General features: G+C 56.1%; 15 protein-coding genes and 1 pseudogene. 8 read left to right on the forward strand and 8 right to left on the reverse strand.

The window, feature by feature from the left end; translation table 11 throughout:
- The first annotated feature begins 9 nt into the window (after positions 1 to 9).
- Complete coding sequence (locus tag CAP48_RS03805) at positions 10 to 372, forward strand: DUF1840 domain-containing protein (RefSeq protein WP_100694653.1); 363 nt, start codon at positions 10 to 12, stop codon at positions 370 to 372.
- Between the two features lie 139 nt (positions 373 to 511).
- Here the strand turns inward: CAP48_RS03805 and leuA are convergent, their stop codons facing one another.
- Entirely contained in the window at positions 512 to 2215 is a 1704-nt protein-coding gene (leuA, locus tag CAP48_RS03810; RefSeq protein WP_100694654.1) for a 2-isopropylmalate synthase, read from the reverse strand.
- A 362-nt stretch (positions 2216 to 2577) separates the two neighbouring features.
- Positions 2578 to 3588, reverse strand: coding sequence for a hypothetical protein (locus CAP48_RS03815; RefSeq protein ID WP_100694655.1), 1011 nt, complete (start codon positions 3586 to 3588; stop codon positions 2578 to 2580).
- An 18-nt stretch (positions 3589 to 3606) separates the two neighbouring features.
- Between CAP48_RS03815 and rpoN the strand changes: the two genes are divergently transcribed.
- The 3 genes from rpoN (at position 3607) to bfr (ending at position 6576) form a co-directional block, all read left to right on the forward strand.
- The gene (rpoN, locus tag CAP48_RS03820) at positions 3607 to 5001 is read left to right on the forward strand and encodes an RNA polymerase factor sigma-54 (protein ID WP_100694656.1); all 1395 of its coding nucleotides are present in this window, start codon (positions 3607 to 3609) and stop codon (positions 4999 to 5001) included.
- A 212-nt stretch (positions 5002 to 5213) separates the two neighbouring features.
- Entirely contained in the window at positions 5214 to 5480 is a 267-nt protein-coding gene (locus tag CAP48_RS03825) for a (2Fe-2S)-binding protein (protein WP_100694657.1), read from the forward strand.
- Positions 5481 to 6099: 619 nt separating this feature from the next.
- A complete protein-coding gene (bfr, locus tag CAP48_RS03835; RefSeq protein ID WP_100694659.1) occupies positions 6100 to 6576 on the forward strand; it encodes a bacterioferritin in 477 nt (158 codons plus the stop codon).
- A gap of 111 nt (positions 6577 to 6687) precedes the next feature.
- Here bfr and CAP48_RS03840 read toward each other — a convergent pair whose 3' ends face one another.
- Together CAP48_RS03840 and CAP48_RS03845 are read right to left on the reverse strand one after the other, a co-directional pair.
- Positions 6688 to 7254 carry a hypothetical protein gene (locus tag CAP48_RS03840; RefSeq protein ID WP_100694660.1) on the reverse strand — a complete coding sequence of 189 codons (567 nt, stop codon included), beginning with the start codon at positions 7252 to 7254 and terminating at the stop codon, positions 6688 to 6690.
- 30 nt (positions 7255 to 7284) lie between these two features.
- Positions 7285 to 8901 carry a peptide chain release factor 3 gene (locus CAP48_RS03845; protein ID WP_100694661.1) on the reverse strand — a complete coding sequence of 539 codons (1617 nt, stop codon included), beginning with the start codon at positions 8899 to 8901 and terminating at the stop codon, positions 7285 to 7287.
- A gap of 177 nt (positions 8902 to 9078) precedes the next feature.
- Between CAP48_RS03845 and CAP48_RS03850 the strand changes: the two are divergent.
- Both CAP48_RS03850 and CAP48_RS03855 read left to right on the forward strand, forming a co-directional pair.
- Positions 9079 to 9216, forward strand: a pseudogene (locus CAP48_RS03850) (DUF917 domain-containing protein); the annotation flags it as partial.
- Between the two features lie 108 nt (positions 9217 to 9324).
- Positions 9325 to 10755 carry an amidase gene (locus tag CAP48_RS03855; protein WP_100694662.1) on the forward strand — a complete coding sequence of 477 codons (1431 nt, stop codon included), beginning with the start codon at positions 9325 to 9327 and terminating at the stop codon, positions 10753 to 10755.
- Positions 10756 to 10875: 120 nt separating this feature from the next.
- Here the strand turns inward: CAP48_RS03855 and CAP48_RS03860 are convergent, their stop codons facing one another.
- The 4 genes from CAP48_RS03860 to CAP48_RS03875 all read right to left on the reverse strand — a co-directional run bounded on the left by CAP48_RS03860 (position 10876) and on the right by CAP48_RS03875 (position 14445).
- Complete coding sequence (locus CAP48_RS03860) at positions 10876 to 11880, reverse strand: tripartite tricarboxylate transporter substrate binding protein (RefSeq protein ID WP_242444307.1); 1005 nt, start codon at positions 11878 to 11880, stop codon at positions 10876 to 10878.
- Positions 11881 to 11960: 80 nt separating this feature from the next.
- Complete coding sequence (gene nhaA / locus CAP48_RS03865) at positions 11961 to 13118, reverse strand: Na+/H+ antiporter NhaA (protein WP_100694663.1); 1158 nt, start codon at positions 13116 to 13118, stop codon at positions 11961 to 11963.
- 209 nt (positions 13119 to 13327) lie between these two features.
- Positions 13328 to 14074, reverse strand: coding sequence for an RES family NAD+ phosphorylase (locus CAP48_RS03870; protein ID WP_100694664.1), 747 nt, complete (start codon positions 14072 to 14074; stop codon positions 13328 to 13330).
- Positions 14074 to 14445, reverse strand: a complete 372-nt coding sequence (locus CAP48_RS03875; RefSeq protein WP_100694665.1) for an XRE family transcriptional regulator — start codon at positions 14443 to 14445, stop codon at positions 14074 to 14076. Before CAP48_RS03875 ends, CAP48_RS03870 begins: the two co-directional genes overlap by 1 nt.
- Before the next feature lie 500 nt (positions 14446 to 14945).
- Here CAP48_RS03875 and CAP48_RS03880 point away from each other — a divergent pair, with 500 nt between their 5' ends.
- Together CAP48_RS03880 and CAP48_RS03885 are read left to right on the forward strand one after the other, a co-directional pair.
- Positions 14946 to 15608 carry a LemA family protein gene (locus CAP48_RS03880; RefSeq protein ID WP_192871274.1) on the forward strand — a complete coding sequence of 221 codons (663 nt, stop codon included), beginning with the start codon at positions 14946 to 14948 and terminating at the stop codon, positions 15606 to 15608.
- A gap of 41 nt (positions 15609 to 15649) precedes the next feature.
- Positions 15650 to 16522 (forward strand): YgcG family protein (locus CAP48_RS03885; RefSeq protein ID WP_100694733.1); only part of this gene is annotated, 873 nt, incomplete at its 3' end.

Here is a 16522-nt window from a genome sequence, read left to right on the forward strand (position 1 = left end):
AAAACCGTTATGTTGATTACTTTTCGTTCGGATGTGGCCGGAGATGTCCTGATGATGGCCGAGCAGGCCAGGACTGTATTGCAGGCGGCGGGGCGCGAGTATGAGACCGTGCCTGAAATGGGCGTCTTTACCGTGGCTCAGCTGGAAGAAGCCATTCGCCATCTCGAGCAGGCGATCAATGCGGATCCCGATTCGGCACCCGACCATCAGTTTGACGATAAAGACCGTGAAGAAGAGGACGACGAAGTCGCTGTGCATCCCATTAGTGAGAATGTCAGCTTGCGCCGCCGTGCCTATCCGTTACTGGACATGATGCGCCAGGCCAAAGCGGCCGGCAAGGAAGTGGTTTGGGAAAAAGGCAGCGCCTGGTAAAGGGGCGGGACCTGATACAAAAGACTGGCAAGTTCAAAGACTGACTAAACCGAAGGCCTGCCAAATCAAAGGCTGACTAATGCGATGCCAGTGCACGCAATAGCCAGCCTTTTTATATTTCAGCCGTCAAGCTCAGCGGTTATGCCACATCGCGCAAGGCGGCGCCTTCTTTTGCCTGCTGGTTCAGATGGCGGTTGACCGCACTCAGGACAGCAACAAACGATGCGGTCACGATGTCCTTGTGAATGCCGACCCCGAAGCCCGTTGCCGATTCACCCAAGCGCAGTTCGACATAGCAGACAGCGGATGTTTTTTCGCCGGAGCCCATGGCATGTTCATGATAATCCATAAACCGAATGGGCAGGTTCAGTGCGTTGATGAAGGCCGAAATGGCGCCTTCGCCGCTTCCTTCCATCACTTTGAGCTGACCGTCCACTTCCAGTTCGGCGCGGATACTGAACTGGTCGCCGTTCTGGTCATCGCCCTTGCTGTTGATCTGGTGTCGCAACAGTTTCCACGGCGTTGTCTGCTTCAGGTACTCTTTTTCGAAGATGTCGAACACCGCGTTGCCATTGACTTCAGTGCCGGTTTCATCGGTGACGCGCTGGATGGCGCGAGAAAATTCGATTTGCAAGCGGCGAGGCAGGTTCAGGCCGCGTTCGTTCTCAAGAAGATAGGACACGCCCCCTTTTCCAGACTGGCTGTTGACCCGGATGACGGCATCGTAGCTGCGTCCGAGATCGGCCGGATCGATCGGCAGATAAGGCACTTCCCAGACAGCATCGTCTTTCTGCACGGCAAAGCCTTTTTTGATGGCATCCTGGTGCGAGCCCGAGAATGCGGTAAACACCAGATCGCCAGCATAAGGGTGACGAGGATGGACGGGCAATTGATTGCAGTATTCTGCGGTGCGGCGCACATCGTCTATGTCGGAAAAATCCAGACCCGGGTGGACGCCCTGGGTGTACAAATTCAGAGCCAGGGTGACAAGACATACGTTGCCCGTGCGCTCGCCACTGCCGAACAGGCAGCCTTCGATACGGTCTGCGCCGGCCATGACAGCCAGTTCGGCGGCGGCCACGGCGGTGCCACGGTCATTATGGGGGTGAACGCTGACAATGGCGCTTTCGCGATTATTGACATTGTTGCAGAACCATTCGATCTGGTCGGCGTACATATTCGGCGTAGTGGCCTCAATGGTCGCAGGCAAGTTGAATACGATCGGGTCTGTGGCAGTAGGCTGCCACACATCGGCCACGGCGTTGCATACCTCGACGACAAATTCGGGCTCGGTCGTGCTGAACACTTCAGGCGAGTATTCGTAGCGCCATTTGGTTTCAGGATGCCGGCTGGTGGCTTGCTTGATCAAGGCAGTGCCGGTCTTGGCGATGTTTTTGACTTCGTCCTTGTTCATGTTAAAGACGATTTTGCGAAACGCCGGCGCGCAGGCGTTATACAAGTGCACCATGGCCTGGCGGGCGCCGGCCGCAGCCTCTACCGTCCGGTTGATCAGATCTTCGCGCGACTGGGTCAGCACAATGATAAGGACGTCATCGGGAATGTGGTTTTCTTCGATTAGAATGCGAACAAAATCAAAATCTGTTTGGGACGCGGACGGGAAACCGACCTCGATTTCCTTGAAGCCGATCTTGACCAGATGTTTGAAAAAACGCAGCTTGCGCTCAATACTCATGGGTTCGATCAGGGACTGGTTACCATCGCGCAGGTCGGTACTCATCCAGATGGGGGGATGTTCGATTCTCTTGCTGGGCCACGTACGTTCCGAGAAATCGCGCTCGAACGCCTTGAAAGGAATATATTTGGAAGCGGGGTTGGAAATCATGATGCACCTATTTTGGGGAGAATCCCGGTGCGAACAGACTGGATTTAAGCAGCGACGCCGGGATTCAGAATAATAAAACGGAATCCTTGTGGCTTATACACGGGCTGTCGAACTGCCACGAACGCTCTAGGCTCGACAACCGGTCGCTAGCAGTAGCAGCAGAGAAGAAGAAGAAGCAACAGCAGAACGCGTTGCGTTGGACGTAGCGGCAGCCCACAGCTTTCCCGTGGTGCAAACGGATTTGCGACCGGAAAAAGCGTTGCGAGAAGATGCAGACTGGCTGTTCATTCTTTAACTATAAGAAAAATTACACCGGCGCGCAAGTGTTTTTTCCAATGCGCGCCGATATCCTGCCCTTTCGATCAGGTAATGGTGTGCTTGACCTCATCGCGCGCGGGCCGAAGATGGGTGTCATCGGACCGTCCGATGGTCGGTTGCGACTGTTCAGAGGTGGAAACGGTTGGGCGATCCTGCGCTTGATCTTCCGACAGGACCGGCTCATCTTGTGTTGGCGTTACAACGTCCGGCGTTGCCCGGACAGTATGGACGGGCTCGGTCGCCTGGTCTTGTTCCTTAATGTGGTGGCGGTTCGCGGCAGTTGCAACTTCGCCAGTTTTAGTTTGGGCAGTCGTGGCTTCTGCATCTGGCGGCTGACCGGACGAACTGACAAATGGAGTATCGCTGGCTGCGGTAGCGGGGACATCGGCCGTCGCGACCGTCGGGTGCGAATCGGCCAATACCGGCTCGGTTGTGGAAGTCGACTGCACAGCAGACCCACCAAGCGATGGATCCCGCTCTTCTGTTTGTGCCAGTGTTGCGGCGATCCGGCTGTCTGCGGCGGTCACGGTGCCCGCGCCCAACAGGCGTTCCTGGTCGCGAATCTGTGCCAGCTTGCTGACCCGGTTATTGTCCAGTTCGTCCTTGGTTGTTTTCAGGTTGCCGATATTGATGGGCTCGGAACGATCGCGCCAGACCCAGCCGAGCACATCCCGGCCTTCAGGTGACAGACTCTGGATAAGCTGGCTCGCCGTATCTGCAGGAACTGTCTTGTAGGCGGCGCGTTCGACACTGCCGCTATACCAGGCGCTCAGAAAAAAGTAGACTATCAGAGTGCCCAGTAACACCACGCCCCACCAAAGGTAGGTGTTAATGCTCTGTAAGAAGGCGACCAGTTGTTCGTTGAATTTGTTCAGAAAAGCGTAGTCCTGTGCTGCGCCGAATTCGAGAATACTGGCGGCAACCCAGAGCCAGACGACGATTGTGACAATAATCACGACCGCACGCATTATAATCCTTGGGGTAGCCAGCTTAAGCAGCGTTTTGCTTACCAGTCTGGCATCATTTTGCTGAACCGCGGCATTGCTGTATTTCATAGGTATTCCAAATCCGATATGCGTCATGCGTTAGAACTTCGAACCGGCCAGCAGTTGGTGCTGACCCCGCAACTGCAACAATCCTTGCGCTTGTTACAGTGTTCTGCGCTGGATCTCCAGGCAGAACTGGCACAGGTGCTGCAGGACAACCCCATGCTTGAACTTGTCGATAATAACCAAATATCGGAAGATAGTACAAATACAAGCGAAAACGATGCCGAGCTTTTACAACAGGACTGGGCTTCCCAAACCGGGCAGAAGTCGCGCGATGACGAATATTTCCAGCCCGAAGCCGCCGTCGGCTTGTCGCTTTCCGAGTATCTGCGAGAGCAGTTGCGATTGACTCATGCTTCCGAACGCGATGTCAGCCTGGCCGAATATCTGATTGAAGAACTGGACGACAACGGCTACCTGACGTCCAGCTTGCAAGAGATAGCGGCATTGTTTTCGGAAGAGGCCAATGTTACCGAAGACGAGCTGGCCGTCGCACTGCGGCTTTTGCAGTCCTGTGATCCGGCCGGCGTGGGGGCGCGCACCCTGTCCGAGTGTCTGCTGTTGCAGCTGAATGTATCGACGCTGGCCGACCCGCCCACCCCAGAGGTGCTGGCCTGTGCCCGCCTGATTTGCGAACATGGTCTGGAGGCCCTGGGACGCGCCGATATGGCGCAATTGCGATCCGTCACTGGCGCCGATATTGACCGGATCCGCCAGGCCCATGCGTTGATCCGCCAGCTGGATCCCAGGCCCGGCAAACAGTTCAGTACGCCCACGGCCGATTATGCGGTGCCCGATGTGTTGGTGCGCAAAATCAATGGCGAATGGGTTCTGGCCATTAATCAGGCAGTCATGCCCTCGTTGCGTATCAGTGAGGGGTATGAAACGATGATTCGTCGCCTGGGCAAAGACGCCGGATCCGGCATGAGCGAACAACTGGTGGCTGCCAAGGGATTTATCCGTCAGGTCAGTCAGCGCTTTACAACGATCCTGGACGTCTCGCGGGCCATTATGGACAAGCAGCGCGATTTTCTTGAGTACGGAATGGCGCGTCTGCAGCCGCTCACCTTGCGTGATGTCGCCGACGCCGTGGGTATGCACGAATCGACAATTTCCAGGGCGACAACGCAAAAATTCATTGCGACCCCCCACGGGGTGTTTGAATTGAAACGTTTTTTCGGTTCCGGGGTGGCGACCGATAGCGGCGCAAATGCTTCCGCAACGGCGGTGCAGATTCGCATCCGCAATTACATCCAGGCCGAACCTGAGGGCAAACCTCTGTCTGACAGCCGCCTTACTGATATGCTGGCGCAGGAGGGCATTACAATCGCGCGGCGTACAGTGGCCAAGTATCGCGAAGTCCTGGGTATTCCGTCTGCATCCCTGCGCAAGGCCCGGGCCAGCCTTAACCAGGAGTAGCGTCAGCCTTGCGGCCACGCTGCGGGCGCGCAATGGCGTTTGGTTGCTATGCTTGCCAGAAGCACCGGTCGTCGCACACGGCCGTTGACATAGTGTGGCCGATCACGACCAAAGAACGCCGGTAACATACCGAAAGAAAATAGATAGTTGGCTTTTTGCAAAACAAAGCTAGGCACTTGCAAGTTTTTTTGCGTTAGATGATAATACCTCTCATGTATATTTGCATTTGTAATGCCGTCACCGAAGACGCCGTTGTTCGCGCCATAGCCCAGGGTGCCAGCACGTTGAGTGACCTGCAGGATGAATTGGGTGTCGCCACCAATTGTGGGTGCTGCGCACAAATGGCTTGTAGCTATTTGGAGCGCGCATCGTGCACGGGCGCGCCTGTCGTCCACGACGGCGTCAATGACCATTGCGGCAAGGAAAAATGCGATGTGCTGGCCACAGAGTCTGTGGTGCTCTGGCGCTCGGCGGCCTGACTCCTCGGGCTTTTTCAAGACACCTGACGGCGCCGCCGTCTTTTTTTTCGCTTCGCCGTTGTTGCGGCAATCTGCGGTTTCCCGTCTCACCCACGACACATTAATGCCACGTCCACGGCATTTTCATGCCTCATACTCATCATCATTTTTTCGTCAGTTTCGCGATACCTCCAACGCACTTACACAGTACTTTCACGGCATTGCACGACATTTCCAAGGGGTTTTTACATCACTTTGGCGACACGTTGACGTAACTGTGACGCGATTTTGACGTGATTTTCACGAAACCTCCATAGGACTTCCTTGGAACGTTGACGGCACCTTGACCGGGCTTTCTCCAGACTTTCGTGAGACGTTCACCGGACTTTGACGGATCTGTAGGCCCGTTTCAACCCATTTTTTTGGCCATTTCACGTCCGTTTCATCATGCGTTGACCGCCGCTGATTGCTGAACAAAAACGCTTTCATTTCCATTCTCATTTACCACCTGCAAGGCTTTTGCGGCAAACCGGAGTAAAGCGCGTGTCTTCCCTTATAATTTCTCTTATTGCACCACCGGGCTGCTTTCGCAGCCAATCAGCCGCTACTGACGGTGCCTCTCACAGCAAAGGAAACTATCATGAAAGGCGACAAGGACGTTCTCAGATTGCTAAATAAGCAACTGACTAATGAATTGACTTCAATTAACCAGTATTTTCTGCATGCCCGCATGGCCAAGAACTGGGGATTGAATCGCTACAATAAAAGCGAATACCATATTTCCATCAAGAAAATGAAAAATGCCGATGCCATCATCGAGCGCATTTTCCTGCTTGAGGGCCTGCCGAATCTGCAGGATCTGCACAAGCTGCATATTGGTGAAAACGTGCCGGAAATTCTCAAGTGCGATCTGAAGATCGAGATTGACAATCACCGCACACTGACCGAAGCAATCGCGCACTGTGAAAGCGTGCGTGACTATGTCACGCGCGACCTGCTCCAGGAAAACCTGGAAGACGTCGAAGAACAGATCGACTGGCTGGAGACCAATATTGAACTGATCGGCAAAATCGGCCTGGAGAACTATCTGCAAAGCCAGATAGGAGACGATGACTGATTGCAGTAACAAAGGGGCCGGAAAGGCCCTTTTGTTTATTGCGAGTTACGCATCCTATTCTGGCCAGGCGCCGTCGCTGCACGGGCACCGTCAGCTATTATTCATTATTGACTAGCGTGACGGGCAGTCCGATACATTACCCCAGGCATTATTCGCGCCGCAATACTGATTGCGTACCCGCGACAGGCAGGCTGGACGATCGAAAAAGCCCAGTGCGCGACATTCGCTCATTGCCTGACGAAAGGCCGGCTCCCAGTCGCCCGCTTGTGCAGCGCGACCTGCGTCTCGCGAGCGGCGAATAGGTTGCATGCCTTGCTCGTTGTCACCGGTATGGCCACCGTCAAGGGTGTCGGTAGCGTCGCCGACGGTAATTTCACTATTGTTTGTCGTGACGGCCTGTTCAATGGCCTGCTCGCCTTCCTCGGCATCAACCTGCCATTGCACCGGATCGGGCTGTTTGGGTACGCCCTGCGCGCCGCTCATCAGCGGCTGCTGGGGCTGCAGCTGGATCGGGCGGCCATCTGCATCCACCATGGGGTTGGGGTCAGACTCCATGACGTTAGGTACATTGGCAGAAACCGGCGCGTGCTCAATGAGCCAGTCGCCGGCCTGCAGGCCGCCCCAAGTGGCCACACCGGCCACAATGAGAAGGGACAAAAATAATAAACGCCAGGACATCTGCATACCTCGGTTGTAATTCGGCCAATTTTAGCCGTTTTCCCCAAATACTTTGCCGCCATGTTCACGCATCGCGTGAAAATTAATCTCCGGATTCAGCTCTTGCGCGACCCGCAATTGGGCCGGTGAAGTAATCAGGAACGCCAGCGCATCCACCACGTCGTACGCAATATGCGCCGCGTTGCTGTCCATGAACTTCTTGAGCGCTTTCGGGTTCTCGCTAGTGACCCATCGCGCCATGGTATAGCGTGAGGGAATCATGCGGGCATCGGCACCATATTCCGTTTTCAGGCGGTGCGCCACGACCTCAAACTGCAACTGCCCGACCGCGCCCAGCAGTAACGCGCCGCCGGCAGCCTGGGGACGGAATACCTGAATCGCGCCTTCTTCGCCTAATTGTGTCAGGCCGGTGCGCAATTGCTTGGTGCGCAGCGGATCCTTGACTTCAACGGCCTGGAACAGCTCAGGCGCAAAAAACGGCAAGCCGGTAAACTGCAAGGTTTCGCCTTCGGTCAGGACATCGCCCAGCTGGAGTACGCCATGATTCGGAATCCCAATCACGTCGCCGGCATAGGCTTCATCAAGCAGATCGCGTCGTTGGGAAAGGAACGACACGACGTTATTGGGGCGAATTTCCTTACCGGTGCGACTCACTTTCAGTCGCATGCCGCGCTCAAAACGACCGGAACTGACGCGAACAAATGCGACCCGGTCCCGATGCGCAGGGTCCATATTAGCCTGAACTTTGAATACGACCCCTGAAAATTTGGTTTCATCCGGTTGCACCACACGCTGCAGTGCCTGGCGCGCCCCCGGTTTGGGCGCCCATTCGACCAGTGTATCCAGCACTTCCTGCACGCCAAAGTTGTTGACGGCCGAGCCGAAAAACACAGGGGTCTGTCTGCCACCCAGATAGGCTTCGTGCTCGAAGCCAGGCGCGGCTTCCTGAAGCAAATCGATTTCTTCTTTGGCCTTCACGAAGGCGCTGCCGAACCGGCGGCTGATTTCCGGGTTGTCCAGCCGCTCGATGATGTCCTCATCGTTATTGCGGCGTTGCTGCCCGGCGCGGAACACCCGCATGCGATTGCGGCGGATATCGAATACGCCGCCAAATGACTTGCCCATGCCAACCGGCCAGGAAAACGGCACGGCGTCCATGCCCAAATGCGATTCGATTTCGGCCAGCAGATCCAGCGGTTCCTGAACTTCCCGGTCCATTTTGTTGATGAATGTAATAATCGGCGTGTTGCGTGCGCGACACACCTGCAGCAGGCGAATCGTTTGCGCTTCAATACCGTTGGCGGCGTCGATTACCATCAGCGCCGCATCCACCGCAGTCAATACCCGGTAGGTATCTTCAGAGAAATCCTGGTGGCCTGGCGTGTCCAGCAAATTGATAATGCAGTCGCGATATTCCATTTGCATGACCGAAGAGGCCACCGAAATTCCGCGCTGCTTTTCTATTTCCATCCAGTCGGACGATGCGTGGCGACTGGCCTTGCGTGCCTTGACGCTCCCGGCAATCTGAATCGCGCCCGCGAACAGCAGCAATTTTTCAGTGAGCGTGGTTTTCCCGGCATCGGGATGGGAAATAATCGCAAAAGTCCGGCGACGGGCGACTTCCTGCGCAATGGAAAGGTTTGACATTGATAGCAATAATCTGGATGGTATGCAGAGGATGAGCCAGGCACATCGCTAGAGCGAGTATGTGCGCACAGCAAACCCGACATGTTAATCGTTATTCGCGATTAATTGGGGGGTTGGCAAGGACTGCCAACGACAAAATCACATAAGTTCAGCATTTTACCGTGTCCGACGCGGCCCATGTTGGTATCGGCGTGTGGCGGTGGAGACTGGGTGGAGTATGGCATGGAGCTGGGGTCACTGGCCGTGACCATCGGGCGTGCGGAACTGGTTGCCATGGACGGAATCCATGATGGCGCCTGGAGCGCAACCGCGGCCGAAAGCGCCAAATTCTGACGCGCATATCGCTAACGCGTTGCACCGCCTGTGCTGTCGGTAAGGGCATACAATAGTCGCTGTTGACGATCATTTATGGCGGCCATAGCAATGACAATCCTTCATACCCTTTCTGCGACCGAACTGATGGCGCTGATTCACGCCAGGAAAATTTCGCCGGTGGAGCTGGTCAGGACCAGCCTGGAGCGCGCCGAAGCGCTCAATCCTGCACTGAACTGTTTTATTACGATGTGCGGCGACAAAGCCATGCAACAGGCGCACGAGGCCGAGCGGGCCATGATGGCCGGCAAACCGCTGGGGCGCCTGCATGGCATTCCGTATACTGTCAAGGATCTCGTTCATACGGCCGGCGTGCGCACGACATTCGGTACCGTGCTGTATAAGGATAACGTGCCGGTGGAAGACGCGCCGGCTGTGGCCAGGCTTAACGCCGAAGGTGCCATTTTACTGGGCAAGACAACGACACCGGAGTTTGGCTCACAGCCTTTTACACGGTCGCCGTTATTCGGGCAGACATGCAACGCCTGGGATGCCAAACGCACAAGCGGGGGCTCCAGCGGGGGTGCTGCCGTGGCCACCGCCGTTGGCATCACTCCGCTGGCCATTGCCACTGATGGCGGCGGCTCCACCCGGATCCCGGCTGCCTGTAATGGCGTCGTGGGAATCAAACAAAGCAATGGCGTCATTCCGCATAGCCAGGCCCAAGACTTGTTCGGCAACCAGACCTATGTTACTCCGACAACGCGCAACGTTGCCGATACCGGTCTGATGATGGATATCATGGCCGGAGACTACGATCTGGACCCTTGGTCTATCGGACGGCAACCAGTCGATTACGAGAAGGCGGCGCGCCATGAGGGCGATCTGCGCGGCAAACGCATCCGATATTGTTATGCACCGCAGGGCAGGACAATATCCAGGGACGTGCAGGAAAAATTCGACGAAGCATTGCGTGTGCTTGAAGGCCTGGGCGCCGTGCTCGAACCCTTTGATGCACCGGATTTTATTGTCGAGCCCACTTGGCGCACCATCAATCACACCGTCTGGCGTGCACGCTTTTTGCCTTTGGTGGAACAGCACGCAGACACTTTCAGTGAAACCTTCCGTCGCCAGGTTTTATCGGCAGGAGAGTTTTCCGCCATGGACTACCAGGAAGCCATGTTTACGCGCACTGTGCTATTTAAACGGCTGCAGGCGCTGTTTACTTCTGCCGACCTGCTGGTGGTCCCGACGCTGACAAGGACAGCGCTGCCGCTGGATATGGATTTGTTCGACCCGTTCGAGATGGATGGCCGCAGCTACGAGGGCATTCGCAGCCACTGGTACCCGTGGACAATGGTGTTCAATATGACCGGGCATCCTGCCGTAACCCTGCCTTGCGGTCTGGCGCGCGACGGGTTGCCGACGGGCATTCAGTTTGTCACGCGCTGGGGCAGCGATGCGCAATTGCTTCAGTTCGCATCCGTCTTTGAGCGGGCCAGGGGCGTTGCTGATATTCCTCCTTTGGCCCGCCAGCCGTGATGTTGCGATAGCCCCGATCTGGGCGCTCATTATGGACGGTTGCGTGGATATGTGGCCTGGGTAACAGATCTGGAGATAATCAGACGCTGTCGATCCTGCTCAGCCGTGGCAAGGGTGTTTCTACTCCATGCTGATGCCGGTGCGTTGTACCACCGGGCGCCAGGTTTCCAGCTCTTCGCGTATCCGTTTTGAGGTTTGTGCTGCGTCCTGCGGCGATGTAATCAGGCCTCGTGTGGCAAGTTGTTGTTTCAGGTCGGCCGCACCAGCCGCTTTTATAAAGGCGGCCTCCAGGTTCTTGATTGTGTCGTCGGGCGTGCCGGCAGGCACGACGATGCCATAAAAACTGGTCGCCGCCTTAAATTCAGGAAATCCCTGTTCCGCCAGCGTGGTTACGTTGGGAAGCGCCTCGAGCTTTTGCGTACCGCTTATCCCCAGAAACTTGATTTTCCCGGCGCTATACAAAGGCATCATGCTGGCGACGGCATCCCAGCCGATCGGAACAACGCCGCTGGATACATCAACCAGCATGGGCGAGGCGCCGCGATAGGCAACCGGTTCGATTTTCGTGTTCTGGCTTTCGTTGAGGGCCAGAATGCCTAGATGCCCTGAGCTGCCGAGTGTCGCGACGCCTAGGCTGGCGCCGGCTTTCGGGTTCTTTTTAGCCCACTCGACAAAACCCTTCATATCATTGAAGGGCTGGGATGCCCCCGTTACGATGGCAGTGGGAATGTTGACGAGCGTGACGACCGCGCGCAGGTCTTTTTCTATGTCGTATCCCGGATCTTTATAAGTCAGCGGAAAAATCGTCAACAGCGGCGACGGAGCCAGATAGACCGTTTTGCCATCCGGTTTTGCATTCAGTACATGTTTGAGGCCAATGCGTCCCGAGGCGCCCGGTCGGTTTTCCACAATCACAGTGCCTGCGCCATCTTTGCGTAGTTGTTCTGCGAACGTGCGCGCTGTCGTATCGGCGGCCCCGCCCGGCGCGTAACCCACCACGATGGTCATTGGATCAGGCAGTAGGTTGGCGCTGTCCTGGGCATGGGCAGGCATGCCCGCAGCCGCCACAGCGCAGCAGGCAAGCAATAGAAAAAAGCGACGGCGAATGGGCAAGACAAAGGGCATTGGCTGGTTTCCCGTAAAACTGGTCATAATCAAATGAATGGATATATTAATAATACGGGAAAATCGGGTGTGATGACCCGCTACGGTTTCTGTTTGGCGCTGAAAAACAGAATAAAGTAGCCGAGAACGGCCGCAAGTACCGAGCCGGCAAATACGCCGATCTTGGCCAGAGCCTGCACCGCCGGGTCAGTAAACGCCAAGGCACCGATGAACAGGCTCATGGTAAAGCCGATACCGCACAGCATGGCCACGCCATAGATCTGCGGCCAGCTGGCCCGTTCCGGTTTGTTGACCAGGCCAAATTTGACCGTCAGCCAGACCAGGCCGAAAATGCCCAGTTGCTTGCCTAGGAACAGGCCTGCAGCAATGCCCAGCACGACCGGGTGTCCCAACTGGCTCCAGGAAAGTCCCGCGAACGAGACCCCGGCGTTGGCAAAGCCGAAAATGGGCACGATCAAAAATGCCACCCACGGCGACAGACCGTGTTCCCATTTAAGCAGGGGGCCGGCGTTCGTCGCCTGGTTTTTGCCAGCCATGGGCAGCGTCAGCGCCAGCGCGACGCCGGCCAGTGTGGCGTGGACTCCGGACTTGAGCACGAACCACCACATGAACACGCCCAGGATGGCGTAGGGCAGGGTGCGCATAACGTTGCTGCGGTTTAGCAATACCAGCGCGATAAGGGTGCCTGCAGCCAGTGCAAGATACAGGCTTTGTATTTGTGCCGTGTAAAACAGGGCGATCACGATAATGGCGATGAGATCATCAATAATTGCCAGCGCAGTCAGAAACACCTTCAGCGAGGCAGGCACGCGGGAACCAAGTAATGCCAGCACGCCAAGCGCAAAGGCGATATCGGTTGCCGCCGGGACAGCCCAGCCGCGGATTTGTTGCGGATCGTGATAGTTGAAGGCAACGTAGATCAGGGCCGGGGCAACCACACCTGCAATAGCGGCCAGGCAGGGGAGCAGCCGCTTCTGATTGCTGGATAGTTCTCCGGTCAGCAATTCCCGTTTGACTTCCAGACCCACATATAGAAAAAACAGGGCCATCAGCCCGTCATTGATCCAGTGCAGAACCGACAGACCCGCGACATAGCTCGACAGGGTCGAGAAATAGGCATCAGCCATGGTGGAGTTGGCGAGCCAGATTCCCAGCACGGCCGTCACCATCAGAATGATGCCTGAGGCTGGCTCGCTATTGAAAAAATGGACGACTTTTTGCGCAAGGTAGCGGTTCATGGATAAGAGAATTGGATACTGCGGTAAACGTAGAAGGCTAACATAAATTCAGCTTAATGTAAATTTTCTGAGGCAAGATGAGGCCGGTATTTGGGGCGCGGCTTGTGGGTGGGCAATCATGGTACACGGGCTTCCGGTATATGGGCTCATCGGCATATGAATTTGCCGTCTGGGGCGGGCCATCTGGTAAAGGGATATCAACAGGAATATCAGGCCGGCATGGGCAGGACACCATTGACCAGAAAAAAGCCGATGCCGTAGGTCATGACTTTGCCAGAGCGTAGTTGCGTGAACGATACCTGGTCCGCGCTGATTTCACCAAACCACTGGTTGGTCTCTTGTGGTTTTTTTTGTCTGAATGCCGCGGGAGAAAAGAGGGCAACGCACAGGCCGTGTTCAGGATCGCGGGCCGAGCAGTATTCGAAGGCTTGCACGTTGGCGGCGCGCATGGCGCTGCCTATCTGCTGCGCCGCCTGGTAATTGACCGGATCCGTCAAATCGGCCTGATACTGATTAAATGGCGGTTCCTGAAGCTGTATCCCTTTTTCTGTGCCGTAGCGCACCGAAAAAAGCGTATGTTCGCTGCGGATCCTGTCTTTGACCGGCGTGCCATCCATTGAGTGCCAGAACACGAAACGATAGAAAGCGCTTTCGGCCAACACCGCGCCGATATTCTTGCCCCCATAAAACAGGCTGCGCTCGTGCACGCGACCGAAGCGCGAACCCCATTTGAGCGGCGGGTAGCGGAACGGCGTTTTGAGCAGATAATGCAGGGGTTCGCAGTCTGGTTGCGAAACGGGTTTGGCCTGGTCCAGCATCTGTTCCAGCAGGGCCTGTTCGTCCAGCGTGTCGACATAGCCAAGTGTGGCAATCTGCTCCTGACTTTCTACAAGCCGGTACAGCTTGCCGTCAATAGACCGGATATGGTCGGGACCGTTACAGGCTTGCCAGATCATTACACTTTACCGCGGATGGCATCAACAAACTGCAGCACCGTGGTCATTCCCTGGATGGTTTCAATTTGGGTGGCAGGGATGCCACCGGTGATTTTGTTTGGGGTGCGCATGAAGTGGCGAATCCATTCCTGATCGCCGCCCGTGAGGGCGAAGAGGGCGCGGGCTAGACGCAACAACAGCAAGGCCAGCTCACCCTGTTTGCTGTCAGGGTCCAGCGATGCGGTGGTTTTGAGGCGGCTGATTGCGGTGCGGTGCATGCCCAGCACCGCGGCCAGCTCTGCCTGCTTCAGGCCGAGTTGTTCGGCAGCGCGCAGCACTGCCTTGGCCAGAACGGCTTCAGGCGCAGGTTTGGGTTGTTGCAGGGCGGTCATGGCTGGCCTCCGATGGGATGAGACGTTAGTGCAAGTATAGCTTATTTGTGCATTATGCACAAATTATTATAAAAAGTGATATTTGAACATACCGGAAAACATTGCCGAAGATGCGCCGCCTGCCGTCGACTGCTGCTGCAGTTTGCCAACTGCCTATTCACGTTTCACCTCTATATCGGTATCAGCGACCTGAAGCGTATGCGCCACCGCGAAAACGACCACTGAAGCCGTTGCCGCTACTAATCGTCAACCATCGACCATCAACCATCGGTTACCCGATGGCCGTTTAACGCTGTCCGGTGAAGAGCGCACAAGCGAGACTGCCGAATTATCGCAACAGACCGCCATTGTGGGTTGCACGTCACGCCAAACTCCTCAATTTAATGAAATTAACACTCTGCAACGGGTTTGTAGCGCTTCAATTGCATCGGCCTGCAAAAAAAACGGCTATGATTAGGGCATCCTTTTTCCGATTCACTACCTTACGGGTTGCTACCAACATGAAACGATTTTTCGGGATGATCGGCGCATTGATGCTGGCCGTGTTTTTGTCCGGTTGCGGCTATAACCAGATCCAGACGCTGGATGAGCAGGTCAAGGCGGCCTGGTCTGAGACTCTTAACCAGTATCAACGTCGGGCAGACCTGGTTCCCAAGATTGTCGCCAGTGTAAATGCCTATATGGTCAACGAGCGCGAAGTGCTCACACAGGTCACCGAGGCGCGATCCAAAGTGGGCAGCGTACAGATTTCTGCCGATACGATTCCCTCACAGGAACAGTTGCAACAGTTTCAGGCCGCCCAGAACCAATTGGGTTCTGCCCTGTCCCGCCTGATCGCCGTATCGGAAAACTATCCGCAACTGAAGGCCGACGCCCTGTTTCGTGACCTGAATGCGCAACTGGAAGGGACCGAAAACCGGATCGCTACTGCACGTGGCCGTTACATCAAGGACGTCCAGGCATATAACACGCTGATCCGCCAGTTCCCGACGCTGATCACCGCGAAAATAATGGGTTATCAGGTCAAGCCCAATTTCGGCACCGATAATCAGGACGAAATCATGCGCAATCCCGAGGTCAAATTTGATACGGGCGCCCGCGCTCCGGCGGGTAATGCCGCCCCGGCCCAGCCTGCGCCAGCTCAGCCCGCACCCGCCCAGTGATGCTACTGCCTGTCGCTTTTCAATCCTGCGGATCGATTGTTATGTGTCGTTTGCAATCGCTGCTTCGCCTCCTGATTCTGCTGGTTGCGGTGGCTGGTTTCGCGCCGGCTGTGGCGCAGCAGGAAGTACCGGTGCCACAACTGACTGCGAGAGTAACCGATACCTCTGGTACGCTGGACCAGGGGCAGAAGGAGGCGCTTGAAGCCAAGCTCAAGGCCCTGGAAGAAAACAAAGGCGCGCAGGTATTTGTACTGATGGTCCCCACCGTACAGCCCGATACCGTCGAGAGTTATGCGCGCCGCGTATTCGATCAATGGAAAGTGGGTCGCGCCAATGTGGATGACGGTATTCTGTTTCTGATCGCCAAGGATGACAGGCGTATGCGACTGGAGGTTGGCTACGGGCTGGAAGGGGCAGTGCCGGATGCACTGGCCTCGCGCATTATCAACGATTACGTTGCCCCGCATTTCAAGACAAATGACTATGCCGGTGGCGTTAACGCCGGCGTTACGGCCCTGGTTTCGCTGATTGAGAACGAAGCGCTTCCCGCGCCTGAGAAACGTGCCGCGGCTGGCAGCGATGAATTTGACGAGGGCCTGTTTGGTGCGCTGGGCCCCATGCTTATGTTTGGCTTTTTTCTGATCGCCTTTTTTCCGCCGATTATCAGCGCGGTGGCAGCGGGCGTCATGCTGTTTGCGATCACCGGCAGTATTATCCTGGCAGGGCTGGCTGCCATCGCCGCGCTGGTCATCAGCGGCATTGCCCGAAAAGTCGTCCCCCGTGGCGCTGTGCGTGGAGCACGGCGTAACGGCACCATTCTTGGCGGTGGCCTGGGCGGCCTGGGTGGCGGTTTTGGCGCTGGGCGCGGTGGGCGTGGCGGTGGTGGCTTCGGAGGCGGCGGCTTCGGTGGGGGA

The organism is Advenella sp. S44, from assembly GCF_002810445.1.
Lineage (GTDB): Bacteria > Pseudomonadota > Gammaproteobacteria > Burkholderiales > Burkholderiaceae_B > Advenella.

Coding starts and splice junctions, on each gene's coding strand:
- bfr (WP_100694659.1), top strand. CDS start 6,100: ATGAAAGGCGACAAGGACGTTCTCAGATTGCTAAATAAGCAACTGACT.
- CAP48_RS03870 (WP_100694664.1), bottom strand. CDS start 14,074: ATGATCTGGCAAGCCTGTAACGGTCCCGACCATATCCGGTCTATTGAC.
- CAP48_RS03845 (WP_100694661.1), bottom strand. CDS start 8,901: ATGTCAAACCTTTCCATTGCGCAGGAAGTCGCCCGTCGCCGGACTTTT.
- CAP48_RS03825 (WP_100694657.1), top strand. CDS start 5,214: ATGTATATTTGCATTTGTAATGCCGTCACCGAAGACGCCGTTGTTCGC.
- CAP48_RS03875 (WP_100694665.1), bottom strand. CDS start 14,445: ATGACCGCCCTGCAACAACCCAAACCTGCGCCTGAAGCCGTTCTGGCC.
- rpoN (WP_100694656.1), top strand. CDS start 3,607: ATGCGTCATGCGTTAGAACTTCGAACCGGCCAGCAGTTGGTGCTGACC.
- CAP48_RS03860 (WP_242444307.1), bottom strand. CDS start 11,880: ATGCCCTTTGTCTTGCCCATTCGCCGTCGCTTTTTTCTATTGCTTGCC.
- leuA (WP_100694654.1), bottom strand. CDS start 2,215: ATGATTTCCAACCCCGCTTCCAAATATATTCCTTTCAAGGCGTTCGAG.
- CAP48_RS03805 (WP_100694653.1), top strand. CDS start 10: ATGTTGATTACTTTTCGTTCGGATGTGGCCGGAGATGTCCTGATGATG.
- nhaA (WP_100694663.1), bottom strand. CDS start 13,118: ATGAACCGCTACCTTGCGCAAAAAGTCGTCCATTTTTTCAATAGCGAG.
- CAP48_RS03840 (WP_100694660.1), bottom strand. CDS start 7,254: ATGTCCTGGCGTTTATTATTTTTGTCCCTTCTCATTGTGGCCGGTGTG.
- CAP48_RS03815 (WP_100694655.1), bottom strand. CDS start 3,588: ATGAAATACAGCAATGCCGCGGTTCAGCAAAATGATGCCAGACTGGTA.
- CAP48_RS03880 (WP_192871274.1), top strand. CDS start 14,946: ATGAAACGATTTTTCGGGATGATCGGCGCATTGATGCTGGCCGTGTTT.
- CAP48_RS03855 (WP_100694662.1), top strand. CDS start 9,325: ATGACAATCCTTCATACCCTTTCTGCGACCGAACTGATGGCGCTGATT.